This is a genomic window from Streptomyces sp. NPDC040622, assembly GCF_055593965.1.
In genome coordinates this window covers 135,644-155,811 of record NZ_JBVIXD010000012.1, presented here as the reverse complement: position 1 = coordinate 155,811, position 20,168 = coordinate 135,644, and the positions used below count along the sequence as shown (strand labels likewise).

Annotated in this window: 15 protein-coding genes; 5 read left to right on the top strand and 10 right to left on the bottom strand. The window is 70.8% G+C overall.

Annotated elements, in window-relative coordinates:
* Nucleotides 1-53 precede the first annotated feature (53 nt).
* A complete protein-coding gene (pruA, locus tag ACZ592_RS32240) occupies nt 54-1,685 on the bottom strand; it encodes an L-glutamate gamma-semialdehyde dehydrogenase (RefSeq protein ID WP_471585220.1) in 1,632 nt (543 codons plus the stop codon).
* A gap of 47 nt (nt 1,686-1,732) precedes the next feature.
* Entirely contained in the window at nt 1,733-2,659 is a 927-nt protein-coding gene (locus tag ACZ592_RS32235) for a proline dehydrogenase family protein (RefSeq protein ID WP_471585219.1), read from the bottom strand.
* Nucleotides 2,660-2,821: 162 nt separating this feature from the next.
* Between ACZ592_RS32235 and ACZ592_RS32230 the strand changes: the two genes are divergently transcribed.
* Nucleotides 2,822-4,021: a PucR family transcriptional regulator gene (locus ACZ592_RS32230; protein ID WP_471585218.1), complete on the top strand. Its 1,200-nt coding sequence runs from the start codon at nt 2,822-2,824 to the stop codon at nt 4,019-4,021.
* A gap of 120 nt (nt 4,022-4,141) precedes the next feature.
* Complete coding sequence (locus ACZ592_RS32225; protein ID WP_471585217.1) at nt 4,142-4,495, top strand: hypothetical protein; 354 nt, start codon at nt 4,142-4,144, stop codon at nt 4,493-4,495.
* Nucleotides 4,496-4,913: 418 nt separating this feature from the next.
* On the opposite strand, the gene ACZ592_RS32220 is transcribed toward ACZ592_RS32225, so the two are convergent.
* Complete coding sequence (locus ACZ592_RS32220) at nt 4,914-5,522, bottom strand: TetR/AcrR family transcriptional regulator (protein WP_471585216.1); 609 nt, start codon at nt 5,520-5,522, stop codon at nt 4,914-4,916.
* Between the two features lie 110 nt (nt 5,523-5,632).
* On the opposite strand from ACZ592_RS32220, the gene ACZ592_RS32215 reads away from it, so the two are divergent.
* Entirely contained in the window at nt 5,633-7,174 is a 1,542-nt protein-coding gene (locus tag ACZ592_RS32215) for an MFS transporter (RefSeq protein ID WP_471585215.1), read from the top strand.
* Between the two features lie 182 nt (nt 7,175-7,356).
* Here the strand turns inward: ACZ592_RS32215 and serA are convergent, their stop codons facing one another.
* From serA to ACZ592_RS32185, 6 genes are all read right to left on the bottom strand, one after another.
* The gene (gene serA, locus ACZ592_RS32210) at nt 7,357-8,961 is read right to left on the bottom strand and encodes a phosphoglycerate dehydrogenase (RefSeq protein ID WP_471585214.1); all 1,605 of its coding nucleotides are present in this window, start codon (nt 8,959-8,961) and stop codon (nt 7,357-7,359) included.
* A 267-nt stretch (nt 8,962-9,228) separates the two neighbouring features.
* Entirely contained in the window at nt 9,229-10,227 is a 999-nt protein-coding gene (ilvC, locus tag ACZ592_RS32205; protein WP_471585213.1) for a ketol-acid reductoisomerase, read from the bottom strand.
* A 115-nt stretch (nt 10,228-10,342) separates the two neighbouring features.
* The gene (gene ilvN / locus ACZ592_RS32200) at nt 10,343-10,870 is read right to left on the bottom strand and encodes an acetolactate synthase small subunit (protein WP_030785263.1); all 528 of its coding nucleotides are present in this window, start codon (nt 10,868-10,870) and stop codon (nt 10,343-10,345) included.
* Nucleotides 10,871-10,899: 29 nt separating this feature from the next.
* Nucleotides 10,900-12,747 carry an acetolactate synthase large subunit gene (locus tag ACZ592_RS32195; RefSeq protein WP_471585212.1) on the bottom strand — a complete coding sequence of 616 codons (1,848 nt, stop codon included), beginning with the start codon at nt 12,745-12,747 and terminating at the stop codon, nt 10,900-10,902.
* Nucleotides 12,748-12,981: 234 nt separating this feature from the next.
* The gene (locus ACZ592_RS32190) at nt 12,982-15,993 is read right to left on the bottom strand and encodes a putative bifunctional diguanylate cyclase/phosphodiesterase (protein ID WP_471585211.1); all 3,012 of its coding nucleotides are present in this window, start codon (nt 15,991-15,993) and stop codon (nt 12,982-12,984) included.
* A 386-nt stretch (nt 15,994-16,379) separates the two neighbouring features.
* Nucleotides 16,380-17,333 carry a 2-hydroxyacid dehydrogenase gene (locus ACZ592_RS32185; protein ID WP_471585210.1) on the bottom strand — a complete coding sequence of 318 codons (954 nt, stop codon included), beginning with the start codon at nt 17,331-17,333 and terminating at the stop codon, nt 16,380-16,382.
* A gap of 118 nt (nt 17,334-17,451) precedes the next feature.
* On the opposite strand from ACZ592_RS32185, the gene ACZ592_RS32180 reads away from it, so the two are divergent.
* Together ACZ592_RS32180 and ACZ592_RS32175 are read left to right on the top strand one after the other, a co-directional pair.
* A complete protein-coding gene (locus ACZ592_RS32180) occupies nt 17,452-18,477 on the top strand; it encodes an aldo/keto reductase (protein WP_471585351.1) in 1,026 nt (341 codons plus the stop codon).
* A 186-nt stretch (nt 18,478-18,663) separates the two neighbouring features.
* Nucleotides 18,664-19,827 carry a PQQ-dependent sugar dehydrogenase gene (locus tag ACZ592_RS32175; RefSeq protein WP_471585350.1) on the top strand — a complete coding sequence of 388 codons (1,164 nt, stop codon included), beginning with the start codon at nt 18,664-18,666 and terminating at the stop codon, nt 19,825-19,827.
* A gap of 9 nt (nt 19,828-19,836) precedes the next feature.
* Here the strand turns inward: ACZ592_RS32175 and ACZ592_RS32170 are convergent, their stop codons facing one another.
* Complete coding sequence (locus ACZ592_RS32170) at nt 19,837-20,112, bottom strand: DUF6191 domain-containing protein (protein WP_471585209.1); 276 nt, start codon at nt 20,110-20,112, stop codon at nt 19,837-19,839.
* Nucleotides 20,113-20,168: the final 56 nt, after the last annotated feature.

Genomic DNA, 20,168 nt, shown 5'->3' with positions numbered 1-20,168 from the left:
GCCCAGGTCGGAGGCGGGGTTCAGGGGCGGGCCGCAGGGGCCCGGGGCGGGCGTCAGCCCATGTGCGGGTAGCCGTACTCGGTCGGCGGGACCAGCGTCTCCTTGATGGCGCGGGTCAGCGTCCAGCGCTGCAGGTTCTGCGGGGCGCCGGCCTTGTCGTTGGTGCCGGAGGCACGGCCGCCGCCGAAGGGCTGCTGGCCGACGACGGCGCCGGTCGACTTGTCGTTGATGTAGAAGTTGCCCGCGGCGTAGCGCAGCTTCTCCATCGTGTACGCGGCCGCGGCGCGGTCGCCCGCGATGACCGAGCCCGTGAGCGCGTAGTCGGAGGCCGACTCCATCTGGGTCAGCATCTCCTCGTACTTGTCGTCCTCGTAGACGTGGACGGCGAGGAACGGGCCGAAGTACTCGGTCGAGAAGACCTCGTTGGCCGGGTCCGAGCACTCGACGACGGTCGGGCGCACGAAGTAGCCGACCGAGTCGTCGTAGGTGCCGCCCGCGACGATCGTGCAGGAGTCGTCCGACTTCGCACGGTCGATCGCGGCCTTGTTCTTGGCGAACGCGCGGTCGTCGATGACGGCGCCGATGAAGTTCGACAGGTCGGTGACGTCACCCATCTTGATGCCGTCGACCTCGGCCGCGAACTCCTCCTTGAAGCCGGAGTTCCAGATGGAGGCGGGGACGTAGGCGCGCGAGGTGGCGGAGCACTTCTGGCCCTGGTACTCGAAGGAGCCGCGGGTCAGCGCGGTCTTGAGGATCGCGCGGTCGGCGCTCGGGTGCGCGACGACGAAGTCCTTGCCGCCGGTCTCGCCGACCAGGCGCGGGTAGGTGCGGTACTTCGAGATGTTCTCGCCGACCGTCTTCCACAGGTGCTGGAAGGTCGGGGTCGAGCCGGTGAAGTGGATGCCGGCCAGGTCGCGGTGGTGCAGGGCGACCTCGGAGACGGCGATGCCGTCGCCGGTGACCAGGTTGATGACGCCCTTGGGCAGGCCCGCCTCCTCCAGGAGCTGCATGAGCAGCACGGCGGCGTGCGTCTGCGTCGGGGACGGCTTCCACACGACCACGTTGCCCATCAGGGCGGGGGCGGTGGGGAGGTTGCCCGCGATGGCGGTGAAGTTGAACGGCGTGATCGCGTAGACGAAGCCCTCGAGCGGGCGGTGGTCCAGACGGTTCCAGACGCCGGTGGAGTTCGCCGGGGGCTGCTCGGCGAGCAGGTCACGGGCGTACTTCACGTTGAAGCGCCAGAAGTCGACGAGCTCGCAGGGGGTGTCGATCTCGGCCTGCTGGGCGGTCTTGGACTGGCCGAGCATCGTGGAGGCGGCCAGGGTCTCGCGCCACGTCGTGGAGAGCAGCTCGGCGGCGCGCAGGATGATCGCGGCGCGGTCGTCGAAGGACATCGCGCGCCACGCGGGAGCGGCGGCCAGGGCGGCGTCCACCGCGTCCTGGGCGTCCTGCTTCGTGGCGCCGCGGCCGGTGCCGATGACGGCCTTGTGGTTGTGCGGCTGCACGACCTGGAAGGGCTCGCCGCCGCCGAGGCGCTTGACGCCGCCGATGGTCATCGGCAGCTCGATGGGGTTCTCGGCGAGCTCCTTGAGCTTGCTCTCGAGACGGGCGCGCTCCGGGGAGCCGGGGGCGTAGCCGTGGACCGGCTCGTTGACCGGGGCGGGGACCTGGGTCACAGCGTCCATGAGTTCCTGAGCTCCTTTGTGCGGGGGCTTTGTACGGGTCGGGCGGCTCAGCCCTTGGTGAGGATGGAGCGGGCGAAGAAGAGCAGGTTGGCCGGCTTCTCCGCCAGACGGCGCATGAAGTATCCGTACCAGTCGGTGCCGTAGGCGGTGTACACACGCATCCGGTGGCCTTCCGCGGCGAGCCGCAGGTGCTCGTCGCTGCGGATGCCGTACAGCATCTGGAATTCGTACTCGTCCAGCTTGCGCCCCGCGCGCCGCGCGAGCTCCTGCGCGATGGAGATCAGGCGCGGGTCGTGGGACCCGATCATCGGGTACCCCTTGCCCTCCATGAGGATGCGCAGGATCCGGACGTACGCCTTGTCGATCTCGGACTTGTCCTGGAAGGCGACCTCGGCCGGCTCCTTGTAGGCGCCCTTCACGATGCGCACGCGGCTGCCGTTGCCGGCGAGGCGCCGGGCGTCGGCCTCGGTGCGGAAGAGGTAGGCCTGGATGACGCAGCCGGTCTGCGGGAAGTCCTTCCGCAGCTCGTCGTGGATGGCGAACATCGAGTCGAGGGTGGTGTGGTCCTCGGCGTCCAGGGTGACCGTGGTGCCGATGGCGGCGGCGGCCTCGACGACGGGACGCACGTTGCTCAGGGCGAGCTCGTGGCCGTCCGCCAGCGCCTGGCCGAACATCGACAGCTTCACGGACATCTCGGCCCTGGTGCCAAGGCCCAGGTCCTTCAGGCGCCCGATGAGCTCCAGGTAGGCGTCGCGGGCGGCGTGGGACTGCTCGACGGTGGTGATGTCCTCGCCCACCACGTCGAGGGTGACCTCCAGCCCCTTGTCGGCGGCGTCGACGATGACCGGGACGACCTGCTCGACGCCCTCACCGGCGATGAAGCGGGCGACGACCTGCTTGGTGCCGGGGGCCGCCGAGACAAAACGGCGCATCTTGTCGCTGCGCGACGCGGCGAGGATCACGGGACCCAGCACGGGGCACCTCCACGGGTGTACGAAATCGGGGGCCGTACCGACATAGCCCTATGTGGAGAGAATGCGGCGGTACGGCACGGAGAACCACCGTGAAATTTAAGGATCTCTCCGATCGTGGGCCATCGACAGCTGTCACGCATCCGTGCCCTGGATCTCAGACAGATGTATGAAGAACGGGGCGGGCCGCGCGAGAATGGGGTCATGAAGGGCGATTACCAAGAACTGGTCGACGAGATTTCGGCGCTGCTCGGCGCGCCCGCGACCCTGGAGAACCGGGATTTCGAGCTGATCGCCTTCGGCGCGCACGACGGCGGGGGCGACAGCGGCTTCGACGCGGCCGTCCTGGACCCGGTCAGGACCCGGTCGATCCTGACCCGCCGGTCCACGGCCGAGGTCCGCTCCTGGTTCGAGAGCTTCGGCATCACTCGCGCCACCGCCCCGGTCCGCATCCCGCCCACCCCGGAGGCGGGCGTCTACCGGGGCCGCATCTGCCTGCCCGTACGCCATCGGGGTTTCGCCCTCGGATACGTGTGGCTGCTCGACGACGAGCCGGGCCCCGCCGACCAGCAGCTGGCCGCCGCCATGGAGGTGGCCACCCGCATCGGCGCGCTGCTCGCCGACGAAGCGCAGGCGGGCGCCGACCTGACCAGGGAGTTCCGCGCGGTCCTGACGGCCGAGCGGGGCTGGCAGCGCGACATGGCGGTGTCGGCCCTGCGCACGGCGCTCGGCTCCCGCGCCGACGGGCTGCACGCGGTGGTGTGCGTGGCCCCCTGGCGCTCGGCGGACCCGGACGACGCCCCGGCCGCCCGTACGGTGCCGGGCGCGGCGGCGGTGTGCACGGCGCCGTGGGGCACGACCGCACAGTCCCTCGCGGCGCTGGTGCGGCTGCGTTCGGCCGACGCGCTGTCGCCCGCGCACACGGCGGCCTCGCGGCTGCTGGACTCGGTGCCGGGCGCGGCGGCCGGCATCGCGGGGGCCCGGCAGGGCCTGGAGGACCTCGGCGCGGCCTGGTGGGAGGCGTCGGGGGCGGCCCGTGCGGCGCTCGCCGAGCGGCGTTTCGGTCCGGTGGCGCAGTGGTCGGACGTGGGTCCGTACCGGCTGCTGACCGGGCTGCCCCCGGAGGCCGCGCACGACCCGGTGGCCCGCCTGCTCCTGAGCCCGGCCCACCGGGAACTGGCCCGCACCGCCGAGGTCTTCCTCGACTGCGCGGGCCAGGCCGGCCGCGCGGCGGCGGAGTTGGGCATCCACCGCCAGACGCTGTACTACCGGCTCTCGCGCGTGGAACAGCTCACCGGCCTCGATCTGGACGAGGGCGAGGACCGGCTGCTGCTGCACATGGTCCTGAAGTCGTCACGACTGTAGGCACCGTGGTCACGACTGTAAGCACCGCGCAACGAACGATCTCTCCCATGATCGTGGGGCGATACGGTTCCCCGCGTCCGAACATCCATCCCCCCACGCAAACGGGAGAACGAACACCTCATGAAGTTCAGACTGTTGGCCCCCGCGGTCGCCTTCTCCGCCGTCGCGCTCGCCGGCACCACCCTCGCCACCGGCGGTACCGCGGTCGCCGCGGCCAAGCCCGACTGCTCGCGGCAGATCGTCAACGTCCCCGCCAAGGAGACGGTCAAGGTGCGCACCCACACCAAGGTGAACGCCACCGCGATCGGCCAGTGGAACAAGGGCAAGAAGGGCAGTCTCTGCAACGACGGCCACTTCTACACGGGCCAGAAGTACAAGCTGTGCGGCAAGACCAGCACCAAGTGGCTGTACGGCAGCCAGTTCGGCACCAGCAAGCGGGGCTGGATCCCGGCCGCCTGCCTCAAGTGGTCATGACCACCGCGGCCTCGAGGCCGGCCCGGAACGCGGGCCGCGCCTCGACCCGGCACCCCAGCCGGTAGCCGGTCGTCGCCGACCGTCCGCGCACCCGGAGCCGCACCTCGGCCGGCCCCGGGTGCGCGCGCAGGCCCCCCCGGCCGCCGGACCGCGGCCGGCCTGACCTGCGCCTCGCGCTTGTCGAGGCGGGCCTTGACGAACATCGCGGCGTCCTCGACGAGTTGGGGCGACTCCAGCCGGTACGTCGCCGGGAAGAACATGCACTCGATGGGCCCGGCGACGAAGTCACCGCCGGCCGGCTGCCCGACCCCGGCGCCCCCGAGCACGCGAAGGACACCAGGACCCCTGACGGCCTGGGCCGCCTGGACCTCCTGGATCGCCCAAGACGGCCTGAACCGCCTGGCGAGAGCGAGAGCCACTACCCGAGGTTGGCCTCCGGCCGGCCTTCGGACCGCGCCATCACGCGCCGCAGCCCTTCGGTGAGCTGCTCGGCGGTCGTCGCCGAGTCCGGGTCGAAGAGCCACTGCACCATCAGACCGTTGAGCAGGGTGGTGTAGAAACGGCCCTCGCTCTCCACGACATCCTCGGGGAGCTCGCTCTCCTCGATGCCGGTGAAGAGCGCCGCGAGCCCGCTGCGCCCCTCCTTTTGCGCGTCGATCAGCAACTCCCGGATCCCGGCGAGGCGTTCGCCCTGCGTGATGACCTCCAGGGTCAGCATCCAGATGGGCCGGGACTGAGGCACGGACCGGATGATGCCGCCCCACACCTGCTGAAAGCGTTCGAGGCCGCCACCGGCGGCACCCGCTTCCGCCCCCTCGGCCCGCGAACGCTCGAAGTCGTCGCCCATCGGCTCGACGAGCGCGACGAACGCCTCGACCAGCAGCGCGTCCTTCGATCCGTAGTGGTAGCCGATGGACGCGAGGTTCGCCCCCGACTCCTTGACGATGTCGCGGGCCGTCGTCCGCACGAACCCCTTCTCCAGCAGGCAGCGCTTCGCGCCTTCGAGCAGGTCTTCTCGATGTCCCATGTCGACCACCCTAATCCGGATCCATACACACGTCCTACACGAGCGTCTTACACGCTGGATCTATACATCCGTACTAGACAAGCGTTTAAGACGTCCGTACAGTCCTCGGCATGCAGACGAACCCGCGCGCCACCCGCAAGGAATGGACCGCCCTCGCCGTCCTGATGCTCCCGCTGCTCCTGGTCTCGATGGACGTCTCCGTCCTCTACTTCGCCATCCCACAGATCAGTGCCGACCTGCGGCCCAGCGGCACGCAGCAGCTGTGGATCTTCGACATCTACGCCTTCGTGCTCGCCGGGCTGCTGATGACGATGGGCTCTCTCGGGGACCGCATCGGCCGCCGCAGGCTCCTCATGTTCGGCGCGGCGGCCTTCGGCGCGGCCTCGCTCGTCGCCGCGTACGCGACCAGCGCCGAGATGCTGATCGCGGCCCGCGCGGTCCTCGGCATCGGCGGCGCGACCCTGATGCCGTCCACGCTGGCCCTCGTGCGCAACATGTTCCGCGACGACGGACAGCGCGCGAAGGCGATCGGCATGTGGCAGGGCGTGATGGTCGCCGGTGTCGCGCTCGGCTCGGTGCTGAGCGGTGTCCTCGTCGAACACTTCTGGTGGGGCTCGGTCTTCCTGGTCAACCTGCCCGCGATGGTGCTGCTGCTCGTCCTCGCGCCCGTCCTGATCCCCGAGTTCAAGGACCCGCGCCCCGGCCGCTTCGACCTGCTGAGCGTGCCGCTGTCGATGGCCGCCGTACTGCCGCTCGTCTGGGGCCTCAAGGAGCTGCCCGCCGAGGGGATCAAGGTGTCCTACATGGCGTCCGTCGCCGTCGGCCTCGCGTTCGCCGCGCTCTTCGTGCACCGCCAGCGCACCGCCGCGTCGCCGATGATCTCGCCGGACCTGTTCCGCGGCCGGGCCCGCGCCTTCGGCGCGGCCGTCTCCCTGAACCTCGTCTCCTCGCTGGCGATGATGGGTTCGGCCTACTTCACCACGCAGTACCTGCAGTCCGTGCTCGGCAAGAGCGCCATGGAGGCCGCGCTGTGGGCCCTGTTGCCCTCGGTGCTCATCGGCTTCGCCGCTCCCGTCGCCACGGTGCTCGTGCAGCGCGGCATGAACCGCGCGCACGTCGTCGCCACCGGCTTCGTCCTCTCCGCCTGCGGCTACGGTCTGCTCGCCGTCACCGGCACCGACTCCCTGTGGCTCGTCCTCGCCGGAGCGGGCGTCCTGGCCTGCGGCGCGGTCGTCATCGGCTCGCAACTCACCGACCTGGCGCTCGGCGCGGCCCCTGCGGAGAAGGCGGGCACCGCGTCGTCACTCCTGGAGACCGGGCAGGAGTTCGGCGGGGCGATGGGCATGGCCCTGCTCGGCTCCATCGGCAACGCGGTCTACCACGCCCGGATCCCGGACTCCGCCCCCGGCGAGGCCCGCGAGACGCTCGGCGGCGCGGTCTCCGCGGCCCACCACCTGCCGGCCCGCGCGGCGGACGACCTCCTGACGGCGGCCCGCTCGGCGTTCACCGACGGCATGCACGTGGCGGCGCTGACGGGAGCGGTGCTCCTCCTCGTGGCGGCAGCACTGGCCACGGTGACGCTCCGCGGGGTACGGGTACCGGAACCGGCCCCCGAGGCGGCGGTCCCGGAGCCGGAGAAGACCCTGATCTGACGCCCCACACGTACGAGCGCCGGGCGGACCGGAATACCCGGTCCGCCCGGCGCTTTCGCTGTCAGCCCGTCCCGCGCCTCCGCACGAAATCGGCGAGCGCGGCATGTTCAGCGCGTCCGGCGTTCGAGGACGAACTCGGCGGTGCCGGTGACGACCCCGACCCCGCCCAAGGCTCCGGAGCCCTAGTCCGTCAGGTCGACCGCCCGCGCGGACTCCGCCCCGATCTCCGCGGCCAGCTCGTTCAGGACGGGCTGCGGCACCGTGTCGTCCACGGTGAGAACGGCCAGCGCCTCCCCGCCGACGTCCGCACGAGCGACCTGCATGCCACCGATGTTGATGCCCGACTCCCCGAGGACACGGCCGACGGTGCCGACGACACCGGGACGGTCCGCGTACCGCAGGACGACCATGTGCTCGGCGAGCGCCAGGTCCACGTCGTACTCGCCGATGGCGACGATCTTCTGCAGGTGCTTGGGCCCGGCCAGCGTGCCGGAGACCGCGATCTCCTCGCCGCCGGTCAGCGTGCCGCGCACCGTGACCACGTTGCGGTGGTCCGGGGACTCCGAGCTCGTGGTGAGGCGGACCTCGACGCCGCGCTCCTGCGCGAACAGCGGCGCGTTCACGTACGACACGGTCTCGTCGACGACGTCCTCGAACACGCCCTTCAGCGCGGACAGTTCGAGCACCTTCACGTCGTGCTGGGTGATCTCGCCGTACACCTCGACGTCGAGCCGCGCGGCGACCTCGCCCGCGAGCGCGGTGAAGATGCGGCCGAGCTTCTCGGCGAGCGGCAGTCCGGGGCGCACGTCCTCGGCGATGACACCGCCCTGCACGTTCACCGCGTCCGGCACGAGCTCACCGGCGAGGGCGAGGCGCACCGACTTGGCGACGGCGATGCCCGCCTTCTCCTGCGCCTCGTCCGTGGAGGCGCCGAGGTGCGGGGTGCAGACGACCTGGTCGAACTGGAAGAGCGGGGAGTCCGTGCAGGGCTCCTTCGCGTACACGTCCAGACCGGCGCCGGCGACGCGGCCTTCCTTCAGCGCGGAGTACAGCGCCTCCTCGTCGACGATCCCGCCGCGCGCGGCGTTCACGATGCGGACGGCGGGCTTGACCTTGTGCAGGGCCTCGTCGCCGATCAGACCGACCGTCTCGGGGGTCTTGGGCAGGTGCACGGTGATGAAGTCCGAGACCTCGAGCAGCTCGTCGAGGGTGAGGACCTTGACGCCCATCTGCGCGGCGCGCGCGGGCTGCACGTACGGGTCGTACGCGACGACCTTCATGCCGAAGGCGCTCATGCGCTGGGCGACGAGCGCGCCGATGCGGCCGAGGCCGACGACGCCGAGGGTCTTCTCGGCGAGCTCGACACCCGTGTACTTGGAGCGCTTCCACTCGCCCGCCTTCAGGGCCTGGCTGCCCTGGGGGATGTTGCGCGCGGTGGCGATGAGCAGGCCGCAGGCGAGCTCGGCGGCGGTGACGATGTTCGAGGTCGGGGCGTTCACGACCATCACACCGGCCTTGGTGGCGGCGGACACGTCGACGTTGTCCAGACCGACGCCCGCGCGGGCGACGACCTTCAGCTTCCTGGCCGCGGCGATGGCCTCGGCGTCGACCTTGGTCGCGGAGCGGACCAGGATCGCGTCGACGTCGGCGATGGCGGGCAGCAGTTCGGCACGGTCCGCGCCGTTGCAGTGGCGGATCTCGAAGTCCGGCCCCAGCGCGTCGACGGTGGCGGGCGACAGCTCTTCAGCGATGAGTACGACGGGTTTGCCGTTGGCAGCAGTGCTCACGTGAGTCCTCACAAGTCCAATGCGGACGGCCGTCCCGACGGCCGCAGGCGGTGGAGGGTGCTAGCCGCGTGGAAGACGCACGACGCTGTGGGCCCGACGCGAATGTTGAACAGAAGTGTAGTGGCGCCACGGCGACCGTCTTGCGCCTCCGTGGAAGGATCACTCGTCCGTGGCTGGACGCGATGGACTAAAGAAAAGCCCGTCCGGCGATTGAGGAGCGGGGTCCGGGGCAGAGCCCCGAGGCAGAGCCCCGGACCCGAGGAACACTCAGTCCTCGTCGTTGACCCAGGACATGAGCTTGCGCAGCTCCTTGCCCGTGGTCTCCAGGAGGTGGTTCTCGTCCTGGGTCTTGTACTCGTTGTACTTCTTCAGACCGCCGTGGTACTCGTCCATCCAGTTCTTGGCGAACGTGCCGTCCTGGATCTCCGCGAGGACCTTCTTCATCTCGGCCTTGGTGGCGTCCGTGATGATCCGCGGGCCGGTGATGTAGTCGCCCCACTCGGCCGTCTCGGAGACGGACCAGCGCATCTTCTCCAGGCCGCCCTCGTACATGAGGTCCACGATCAGCTTCAGCTCGTGGAGGCACTCGAAGTACGCGATCTCCGGCTGGTAGCCGGCCTCGGTCAGCGTCTCGAAGCCCGCCTTGACCAGCGCGGCGGTGCCACCGCAGAGCACGGCCTGCTCGCCGAAGAGGTCGGTCTCGGTCTCCTCGGTGAAGGTCGTCTTGATGACGCCCGCACGCGTGCCGCCGATGCCCTTGGCGTACGAGAGCGCCAGCGGGAAGCCCTTGCCGGTGGCGTCCTGCTCGACGGCCGCGATACACGGAACGCCGCGGCCCTCCTCGTACTGGCGGCGGACCAGGTGGCCCGGGCCCTTCGGGGCGACCATGCAGACGTCGACGCCCTCGGGGGCCTTGATGAAGCCGAAGCGGATGTTCAGACCGTGACCGAAGAACAGCGCGTCGCCGTCCTTGAGGTTGTCCTTGATGGACTCCTCGTAGACCTGGGCCTGGATCGGGTCCGGCACCAGGATCATGATGACGTCGGCCTCGGCCGCCGCCTCGGAGGGGGTGACGACCCGCAGGCCCTGCTCCTCGGCCTTGGCCTTGGACTTGGAGCCCTCGTGCAGACCGACGCGGACGTCGACACCCGAGTCACGGAGCGACAGCGCGTGGGCGTGGCCCTGGCTGCCGTATCCGATGACCGCGACCTTGCGGCCCTGGATGATGGACAGGTCGGCGTCGTCGTCGTAGAACAGCTCGGCCACTGGGAATCTCCTATGTGTGCTGGTGTTGCGTCCCACCGTACGGCGGGTTCGGTGAAGGAAGTCCGCGGGTCTCGCCATGCGGGCGGACCCGGGGGCGGGTTCGGGCCGGTCGGCGTCAGGCCGACCGGTCGAGCGCCCGCAGGCTGCGGTCCGTGATCGAGCGGGAGCCCCGGCCGATCGCGATGGTGCCGGACTGGACGAGCTCCTTGATGCCGAAGGGCTCCAGCATCTTGAGCATGGCCTCCAGCTTGTCGCTGCTGCCGGTGGCCTCGATGGTGACGGCCTCCGGGGAGACGTCCACGGTCTTGGCCCGGAACAGCTGGACGATCTCGACGATCTGGGAGCGGGTCTCGTTGTCGGCGCGGACCTTCGCCAGGACGAGTTCGCGGGCGACGGCGGCGCCCGGCTCCAGTTCGACGATCTTCAGGACGTTGACCAGCTTGTTGAGCTGTTTCGTGACCTGTTCGAGCGGCAGGTCCTCGACATTCACGACGATGGTGATGCGGGAGATGTCGGGGTGCTCGGTGACGCCCACGGCGAGCGAGTCGATGTTGAAGCCGCGGCGGGAGAACAGGGCCGTGATGCGGGCGAGGACGCCGGGCTTGTTCTCGACCAGGACGGAGAGCGTGTGCTTGGTGGACATGACTCTGGGTCTCTCTTTCGCTCTCGGTCTCAGTCGTCTTCGTTGTCGCCGAAGTCGGGGCGGACGCCACGCGCTGCCATGACCTCGTCGTTGGAGGTGCCGGCGGCGACCATCGGCCAGACCTGGGCGTCCTCGTGGACGATGAAGTCGACGACCACGGGGCGGTCGTTGATGGCGTTGGCCTCGGCGATGACCTTGTCCAGGTCCTCGGGGCGCTCGCAGCGCAGCGCCACGCAGCCCATGGCCTCCGACAGCTTCACGAAGTCCGGGACGCGGGTGCCCTTGTTGGGGCCGATGTCCTCGGGACCGCTGTGCAGGACGGTGTTGGAGTAGCGCTGGTTGTAGAACAGCGTCTGCCACTGGCGGACCATGCCGAGGGCGCCGTTGTTGATGATGGCGACCTTGATCGGGATGTTGTTCAGGGCGCAGGTGGTGAGTTCCTGATTGGTCATCTGGAAGCAGCCGTCGCCGTCGATCGCCCAGACCGTGCGGTCCGGCTGTCCGGCCTTGGCGCCCATCGCGGCCGGGACCGCGTAGCCCATCGTTCCGGCGCCGCCGGAGTTGAGCCAGGTGGCGGGCTGCTCGTACTCGATGAAGTGCGCGGCCCACATCTGGTGCTGGCCGACGCCCGCCGCGAAGATCGTGCCCTCCGGGGCGAGCTGCCCGACCCGCTCGATGACGTGCTGCGGGGAGAGCGAGCCGTCGTCGGGCTGGGTGTAGCCCAGCGGGTAGGTGTCGCGCCAGCGGCTGAGGTCGTTCCACCAGGCGGTGTAGTCACCCTGGTGGCCCTCGGTGTGCTCGGCCTGGACGGCCTGGACGAGGTCGGCGATGACCTCGCGGGCGTCGCCGACGATCGGCACGTCGGCGGCGCGGTTCTTGCCGATCTCGGCCGGGTCGATGTCGGCGTGGACGATCTTCGCGTACGGGGCGAAGCTGTCCAGCTTGCCGGTGACGCGGTCGTCGAAGCGGGCTCCGAGGGCGACGATCAGGTCGGCCTTCTGCAGCGCGGTGACGGCGGTGACCGCACCGTGCATGCCCGGCATTCCCACGTGCAGCGGGTGGCTGTCGGGGAATGCGCCGAGCGCCATCAGGGTGGTGGTGACGGGCGCTCCGGTGAGCTCTGCCAGGACCTTCAGCTCGGCGGTGGCCCGCGCCTTGAGGACGCCGCCGCCGACGTAGAGGACCGGGCGCCTGGCCGCGGTGATGAGCTTGGCGGCCTCGCGGATCTGCTTGGCGTGCGGCTTGGTCACCGGGCGGTAGCCGGGCAGGTCCTGCTGCGGCGGCCAGGTGAAGGTCGTCTGCGCCTGCAGCGCGTCCTTCGCGATGTCCACGAGGACCGGGCCGGGGCGGCCGGTGGAGGCGATGTGGAAGGCCTCCGCGATGGTCCGCGGGATGTCCTCGGCCTTGGTGACCAGGAAGTTGTGCTTGGTGATCGGCATCGTGATGCCGACGATGTCCGCCTCCTGGAAGGCGTCCGTGCCGATCGCCTTGGAGGCCACCTGGCCGGTGATCGCGACCATGGGCACGGAGTCCATGTGGGCGTCGGCGATCGGGGTGACCAGGTTGGTGGCGCCGGGGCCACTCGTCGCCATGCAGACGCCGACCTTGCCGGTGGCCTGCGCGTAACCGGTGGCCGCGTGCCCCGCACCCTGCTCGTGCCGGACCAGGACGTGCCGCACCCGGGTGGAGTCCATCATCGGGTCGTACGCGGGGAGGATGGCGCCGCCGGGAATGCCGAACACCGTGTCGGCCCCGACTTCCTCGAGAGAACGAATGAGGGACTGCGCACCCGTCACGTGCTCGACGGGGGCGGACTGGTGTCCTGAGGATCGGGGCCGCGGCTGCGGATGGTGGGCCCCGGTGGCCTGCTCGGTCATCGGCATTCTCTTCTCGAAGCTGAGGGTTTTTGCGGGGTGTTTGCGGGGATTTGGCAGGTGCCAGTGCAACAAAAAACCCCTCGTGCCGTGAGGCAAGCGAGGGGAGCGCGCCGGGTGCGGTCGCTGGGGATTCCGGTGTCGGACCGGTCAGTCCCAGCTTCAGCCGACGCGCTTTCCAAGTACGAGAATTCGGGTGCGCATGGCATTGACCCTCCCCCCGGCACGCTGTGCGTGTCAAGTAGGTGGGACGGGGGTCTCATTATGTGAGCGGACGTAGGACGAGGGGCCGCCGCCGAAGCCTCCTGCGGGGCCGCCCGCGAAGGACCCGACGGACCCGCCCGTGAACACCCCGGAGGGACCGCCCGCATACGTCCCCGCGGACCCGCCCCCATACGTGCCCGAGGGGCCGCCCGCGAGCACCGGCTCGGCGGGGCCGCGCGGTACCGGGTACTCCCCGAGCGAGAGCGCCCGGCGCAGCCGGTACTCGTCCAGGGGCCCGGAGAACGCCATCCCCTGCCCGTGCGTGCAGCCCATCGCCCGCAGGGCGACCACCTGCTCGGGCAGGTCGACGCCGTCGGCCACGGAGACGAGGCCCAGGTCTCCCGCTATCCGCAGCAGACCGGCGGTGATCTTGTGCAGGCGCGCGGACTCCACGACGCCCTCGATCAGGCTGCGGTCCAGCTTCAGTACGTCCACGGGGAGCCGGCGCAGGGCCGTGATCGCCGCGTAGCCACTGCCGAAGCCGTCGAGCGCGATCCGGACACCGAGCCTGCGCAGGGCCGCCAGGCGGCGCTCCAGTTCGTCGAAGGAGACCCGGGGGTCGCTGTCGGCGAGCTCGATGATGAGCGCGCCCGAGGGCAGGCCGTGCCGGGTCAGGAGGGCCTCGATGGAACCCATCGGCATGGAGCGGTCGAGCAGTCGGCGCGCGCTCATGCGGACGGCGACGGGCACGGCGTGACCGGTCCTGCCGCGCTCGGCGGCCTGCTCGACGGCCTCTTCGAACAGCCAGCGGCCGAGCTCGGCCGCGCGGCCGCCCTCCTTCCCCTCGCCGCCCTCGGAGACCCGCAGGAACTCGGCGGGCGTGAAGAGGATGCCCTGCGCCGAGCGCCAGCGGGCCTGGGCCGCGACCGCCGTGATCCGGCCATCGTCGAGGCAGACCACGGGCTGGTGGAGCAGCGCGAACTCGCCGTCGTGCAGGGCGGCGCGCAGCCGGGTGGCCAGCTCCGCCTTGCGGACGACATCGGCCTGCATCTGGGGCGCGTACAGCTCGACGCGGCCCTTGCCCGCGGCCTTGGCCCGGTACATCGCGAGGTCGGCGTTGCGAAGCAACTCGCCCGCTCCGATGCCCGGTTCGGCGAAGGACACGCCGATGGAGGCCGCTACGCGCACGTCGTTGCCGTCGATGGCGTAGGGCTGGGACAGGGTGATTCTCAGCCGGTCCGCGAGCTCGTAGATGTGCCGTTCTCTCGCGGCCTGGTCCCGGGTCCCGTCGCCGACGATGAGGGCCGCGAACTCATCGCCGCCGAGCCGGGAGGCGGTGTCGCTCGAACGCACCGCCTCCTGAAGTCTGCGCGCGGCCTGGATGAGGAGCTCGTCCCCGGCCTGGTGTCCGATGGTGTCGTTGACGGCCTTGAAGCCGTCGAGGTCGATGAAGAGCACGGCCGTGCCCCGGTCGGTCACCCTGCGGCCGGTCAGCGCCTGGCTCACGCGCCGGGTGAACAGGGCACGGTTGGGGAGGTCGGTCAGCGGGTCGTGCTCGGCGTTGTGCTGCAGCTGCGCCTGGAGGCGGACCCGTTCGGTGACGTCCCTGCTGTTGAAGATGAGGCCGCCCTGGTGGCGGTTGACGGTGGACTCCACGTTGAGCCAGTCGCCGTCGCCGGACCTGAAGCGGCACTCGATGCGGGTGGTGGGTTCCTCGAAGGGGTTGGCCGCGAGGAACCTGCGGACCTCGTGGACGACCCGGCCGAGGTCCTCGGGGTGCATGAGCGTGCCCAGTTCGGAGCCGACGAGTTCCTCGGCGTCGCGCCCGTACACCCCGGCGGCGGCCGGGCTCACGTATCTCAGGATGCCGTTCGGCGCCGCGATCATGATGACGTCGCTGGAGCCCTGGACCAGGGACCGGAAGTGGTTCTCCTTCTGCGCCAGCTCCTGGGTCAGCGTGATGTTGTCCAGGAGCATGATGCCCTGGCGCACCACGAGGGCGAGCACCACGGTGCACGCGGTGAAGAGCACGACGCGGTCGACGCTGCGGCCGCTCAGCACGTTGTAGATGATCCCCAACGTGCAGACCGCGGCGGCCAGATACGGCGTGAGTGCGGCCAGCGATCCCGCGATGGGGCGGGTCGCGGCGGGCCGCGGCTCTTCCGGCTCGCTGTCGTACTGCACGCGCGTGGGGCCGCCGCGGACGTGCCACGGGGCCGCCCACGGGGCGTACGCGAGGAGCACCGAACCGGCGAACCAGCCGGCGTCCAGCATCTGTCCGGAGCTGTAACTGGTGTGCAGCAGCGGCGAGGTGAACAGCGCGTCGCACATCACGGTCAGGGCGAGCGCACCGATCGCGGTGTTCACCGCGGAGCGGTTCGCCGACGACCGCCTGAAGTGCAGCGCCAGAACCATGCTGACCAGCGCGATGTCCAGGAGCGGGTAGGCGAGCGAGAGCGCGGCGTGCGCGACGCTCCGGCCCTCGAAGCGCGCGGTGTGCGCGAGGGCCAGGCTCCAGGAGAGGGTGAGGAGCGAGCCTCCGATCAGCCAGGAGTCGAGGGCGAGGCATCCCCAACCCGCCCTCGTCACCGGCCGCTTGGCGAGCACGAGCAGGCCGATGATGGCGGGCGGGGCGAAGCAGAGGAAGAAGAGATCGGCGACACTCTGACTCGGCACTTCGCGCTGGAGCACGACCTCGTACCAGCCCCAGACCCCGTTGCCCAAGGCCGCCATCGCGGAAGAGAACGCGAAGAGCAGCCATGCGGGTCGAAAGCGGCTGCGGCGGGTGCGGGAGTAGCGGAAGCAGGAGATCGCGGCCGCCGCCGCGGCGACACTCAGCCCGAAGTCGCCCATGATCAGAGCGAGTCGGGCCGATCCCCAACCGAGCGCGGAGCCGGTGGCGTACCCGCCGCAGAGCAGCAGGAGCACCAGCTGGGAGACCAGTCCACGGCCACCCGGCAGCGAACGCCGGGCCAGTGGGGCCCTGGGCGGCAGCGCCACCACTCCCCCGTCGAGTACGGCGGTGGAGGTCGGGCGGGCGTTCACCGGGCCGCCCTGGTCCGTGCCGCTCCCGTGTCCGTCCGGCCCATGCGCCGGCCGGGCCGGCACGGGCGTGGGTGCGTGCGGCGACGGACGCCCGCGCGGCTGCCGGCTCGCCTGCGTCTGCGGGCCGGTGTGCGCCAAAATCGGCGGCTGCGGTCCCGTCGCGTCGGATCGTTCGCCCATAGGCCGTGCATCGCCCGTCGCCCCCCTCGCAGTCTGATGTCTCGTCCCCGGCGCCGAACGGTCCACGGCGCATCCCCTGTCGGGACGATACACCAGACTCGTCACTCAGGGACATAGCTCCTCTACGCTCAGTGACTGTCGACGTTGAAGCAGACACGGGGCGCACGCGATCGGGTGCGGAGCGTGCGCAATGCGCTCCCCGGTGATCAACTGCCGGTGGTCAGCACGGTGTTGTCGACGGGCTGCCCGGCGGCGTAACGCGTCAGTTGCGCGGCCATCAGACGCTTGGCGCGGGGCAGGAACGCGGACGAGGAGCCGCCCACGTGCGGGCTGATGAGCACCCCCGGAGCGTGCCACAGGGGGTGACCTGCGGGCAGCGGTTCGGGGTCGGTGACATCGAGGGCGGCGGTGATGCGGCCCGACTCCAGTTCGGACAGGAGCGCCTTGGTGTCGACCACGGGTCCGCGGGCGACGTTCACGAGCAGCGCGCCGTCTTTCATCCGGGCCAGGAAGTCCGCTCCCACCAGCCCGCGCGTGCTCTCGCTGAGCGGCGTCGAGAGGATGACGACGTCCGCATCGGGCAGCAGAGACGGCAGATCGGCGAGCGGGTGCACGGGGCCGCGCTCCGTGGCACGGGCAGAGCGCGCGACGCGCGCCACCCGCGCGCACTCGAAGGGGGTGAGCCTGTCCTCGATGGCGGAACCGATCGATCCGTAGCCCACGATGAGCACGGACTTGTCGGCGAGCGCCGGATAGAAGCCGGAGCGCCACTCCTCCTTCCGCTGACCCTCGACGAAACGTCCGATGCCCCGCAGCGAGGAGAGGACCAGGGTGAGCGCGAGCTCGGCGGTGCTGGCCTCGTGCACACCTCGGGCGTTGCACAACTGCACGCCCGGCGCGAGGAACTTGATGCCGGGCTCCACGTGGTCGATGCCCGCGGTCAGTGTCTGTACGACGCGCAGGGACGTCATCGCGGACAGGGGACGTACGGCGGTCTCCGTGGCCTTCATGTAGGGCACCACGTAGAAGACGCAGTCGGCCGGGTCCGCGGGGAACTCCGGTCCGCCGTCCCAGAAACGGTAGGTGAGGCCTGCCTCGCCGGCCTCGGGCAGCCCTTGGATCTCGTGCGCTTCATAGGGAAGCCATACATCTGTGCTCATGGCCAGGAGGCTAGTGCGCACCGGCCGCGTCCCGCCTGTGGGGAGGCAGCGGACGGGTCCGCGGCGGCAGCGGTTAGTTTGGATGATCTCCGAACGAGGAGCGGGAGGGTACGGCCAGGTGGAGCGCAGGACGATCGGCGCGGGGGCGCTCGAGGTGGGCGCCGTCGGACTGGGGTGCATGCCGATGAGCTGGGCGTACACCGGCTCGCGGCAGCGCGGTGACGCGTCGCTGCGCACCGTGCACGCGGCCCTGGATGCCGCCGGCGCCGCCGGTGCGGGGGCGACGCTCCTTGACACCGCGGACATGTACGGGCCCTTCACCAACGAGCTGTTGATCGGCCGGGTGCTGAAGGAGCGGCGCGCCGAGGCGTTCGTGTCGACGAAGTGCGGGCTGCTGGTGGGTGAGCAGCACATCGTCGCCAACGGCCGCCCCGGCTATGTGAAGCGGGCCTGCGACGCGTCGCTGCGGCGGCTGCAGACGGAGACCATCGACCTGTACCAACTGCACCGCGCCGACCCCGAGGTGCCCGTCGAGGAGACGTGGGGCGCGATGGCCGAGCTCGTCGCCGCCGGGAAGGTACGGGCCCTCGGGCTGTGCGCGATGGGGGCGCGGGCTCATCGGCGTCCCGCGCCGGGGCGCCCGGGGCCGGGGCTGCACGACGCGACGATCCGGCAGTTGGAGCGGGTGCAGCAGGTCTTTCCGGTGAGCGCGGTGCAGGCCGAGCTGTCGGTGTGGTCGCCGGAGGCGTTGGACGCGCTGCTGCCGTGGTGCGTGGCGCGCGGCATCGGTCTGCTCGCGGCGATGCCGTTGGGGAACGGTTTCCTCACGGGCACGCTGAAGCCGGGCCAGGGTTTCGAGCCGGACGACCTGCGGGCCCGCCACCCGCGCTTCACCGCCGAGATGATGGCCGCCAACCAGCCGCTGGTGGTGGGGCTGCGCCGGGTCGCGGAGCGGCACGGGGCGACGCCGGCGCAGATCGCGCTGGCGTGGGTCCTCGCGCAGGGCCGCCATGTGGTGCCGGTGCCCGGGGCCAAGCGGGAGCGCTGGGCGGTCGAGAACGCCGGGGCGGCGGCGGTGCGGCTGACGGAGCGGGACCTGGCGGAGATCGCCGCGCTGCCGGCCGCGCTGGGGTCGTGGGACTGAGGCGTTCACCGGGACGGCCCCCTCGGCCTTCTTCACCCCTCTCCCCCTCCGCGCCGCGGGTCCGCCGGCGTGGCTGGCCCCCACCCGGGCCCTCGGTCCCCGTGCCGTGATTCTCGCGGCCGCGGATCGGGAACCTGAGGGGCGTGGGCGGTGTATGAACAGGAGAAGCGCTGCGTCGAAGGGACCCTGATCGTGCAACGACCTGCTGTTACGGCCGCGCTGGCCGCCGCCGCCCTCGTGTTCGCGGCCGGGTGCTCGTCCGGCGGCGACGAGCCGGACCGCCGCGGGAGCCCGCCGAAGCCGGGCGAGTCGAGCCAGTCCCCGACGGGGAAGGCGGGCGCCGAGGCCCCACCGGAGAAGGGTTCCGCGAAAGTCACCCGCACCCTCACCACGGATCTCAAGTCACCGTGGGGCCTCGCCGCGCTGCCCGGCGGCGACCTCCTGGTGTCCTCGCGCGACGAGGGGACGATCACCAGGGTCGACGGGAAGTCGGGCAAGAAGACGGAGCTCGGCTCGGTGGCCGGTGTCGCCCCCGGCGGCGAGGGCGGTCTGATGGGCCTCGCGCTCTCGCCCACGTACGCATCGGACCACCTGGTGTACGCGTACTTCACGACGGAGTCCGACAACCGCATCGCCCGCATGCTGTACGACGAGAAGAAGCCCTCCGGCGAACAGCTCGGCGCGCCCGACACGGTCTTCCGCGGCATCCCCAAGGGCATGATCCACAACGGCGGCAGGATCGCCTTCGGCCCGGACAAGATGCTGTACGCGGGCGCCGGTGAGACGGGCGAGACGGACCTCGCCCAGGACAAGGATTCCCTGGGCGGCAAGATCCTCCGCCTCACCCCGGACGGCGAGCCCGCCGCGGACAACCCCTTCGGCGACTCCCCCGTCTATTCGTACGGCCACCGCAATGTGCAGGGACTGGCCTGGGACGAGCAGAAGCGGCTGTGGGCCTCGGAGTTCGGCCAGGACACCTGGGACGAGCTGAACGAGATCAAGGCCGGCGGCAACTACGGCTGGCCGGAGGCCGAGGGCAAGGCCGGCGAGGAGGGGTTCCGCGATCCGGTCGCCGCGTGGAAGACCTCCGAGGCCTCACCGAGCGGTGTCGCCTACGCCGAGGGCTCGGTGTGGATGGCGGGCCTGCGCGGTGAGCGGCTGTGGCGCATCCCGGTGCGGGGCGTGGACGGCGAGCCGGAGCCGCAGTCCTTCCTGAAGGGCGAGCACGGCCGCCTGCGCACGGTGCTCGCGGCGGGCGGCGGCAAGCTGTGGGTGGTCACCAACGAGACGGACTCGCGAGGCACGCCGAAGAAGGGTGACGACAAGATCCTGGAGGTGCGGGTGAAGTAGGCCGACCGGTCATCCGGCCGAGTCACCGGGGCGCGGCAGCTGCTCGGAGGGCGGCGGGCCCTCGGGATCGGGCGCTTCCTCGGAGGCCGGTGACGCGTCGGTGCGCGGCGACGGCACAGGTGGGCGTACGACCACCTTGCCCGAGGTCAGATCGATCGGACCGCGCCCGGGGTCGCCGTCGGCGAGGTCGACGCGGGTGAGTTCAAGGCGCTTCTGCTCGTCGTCGGTGTGCTTGCGCCCCGGCGCGAACAAGGCCTCGATCGCGTTGAACACTGCGCCTCCCAAGGGCCGAGATCCTGCTGTCAAGCGTAAGCGAGCCCGTCGGAAACGTGTCCGGGGAT

Coding starts and splice junctions, on each gene's coding strand:
- ACZ592_RS32225 (WP_471585217.1), top strand. CDS start 4,142: ATGAAGTTCAGACTGTTGGCCCCCGCGGTCGCCTTCTCCGCCGTCGCG.
- ACZ592_RS32220 (WP_471585216.1), bottom strand. CDS start 5,522: ATGGGACATCGAGAAGACCTGCTCGAAGGCGCGAAGCGCTGCCTGCTG.
- pruA (WP_471585220.1), bottom strand. CDS start 1,685: ATGGACGCTGTGACCCAGGTCCCCGCCCCGGTCAACGAGCCGGTCCAC.
- ACZ592_RS32195 (WP_471585212.1), bottom strand. CDS start 12,747: ATGACCGAGCAGGCCACCGGGGCCCACCATCCGCAGCCGCGGCCCCGA.
- ACZ592_RS32215 (WP_471585215.1), top strand. CDS start 5,633: ATGCAGACGAACCCGCGCGCCACCCGCAAGGAATGGACCGCCCTCGCC.
- ACZ592_RS32185 (WP_471585210.1), bottom strand. CDS start 17,333: ATGAGCACAGATGTATGGCTTCCCTATGAAGCGCACGAGATCCAAGGG.
- ilvN (WP_030785263.1), bottom strand. CDS start 10,870: ATGTCCACCAAGCACACGCTCTCCGTCCTGGTCGAGAACAAGCCCGGC.
- ACZ592_RS32230 (WP_471585218.1), top strand. CDS start 2,822: ATGTATGAAGAACGGGGCGGGCCGCGCGAGAATGGGGTCATGAAGGGC.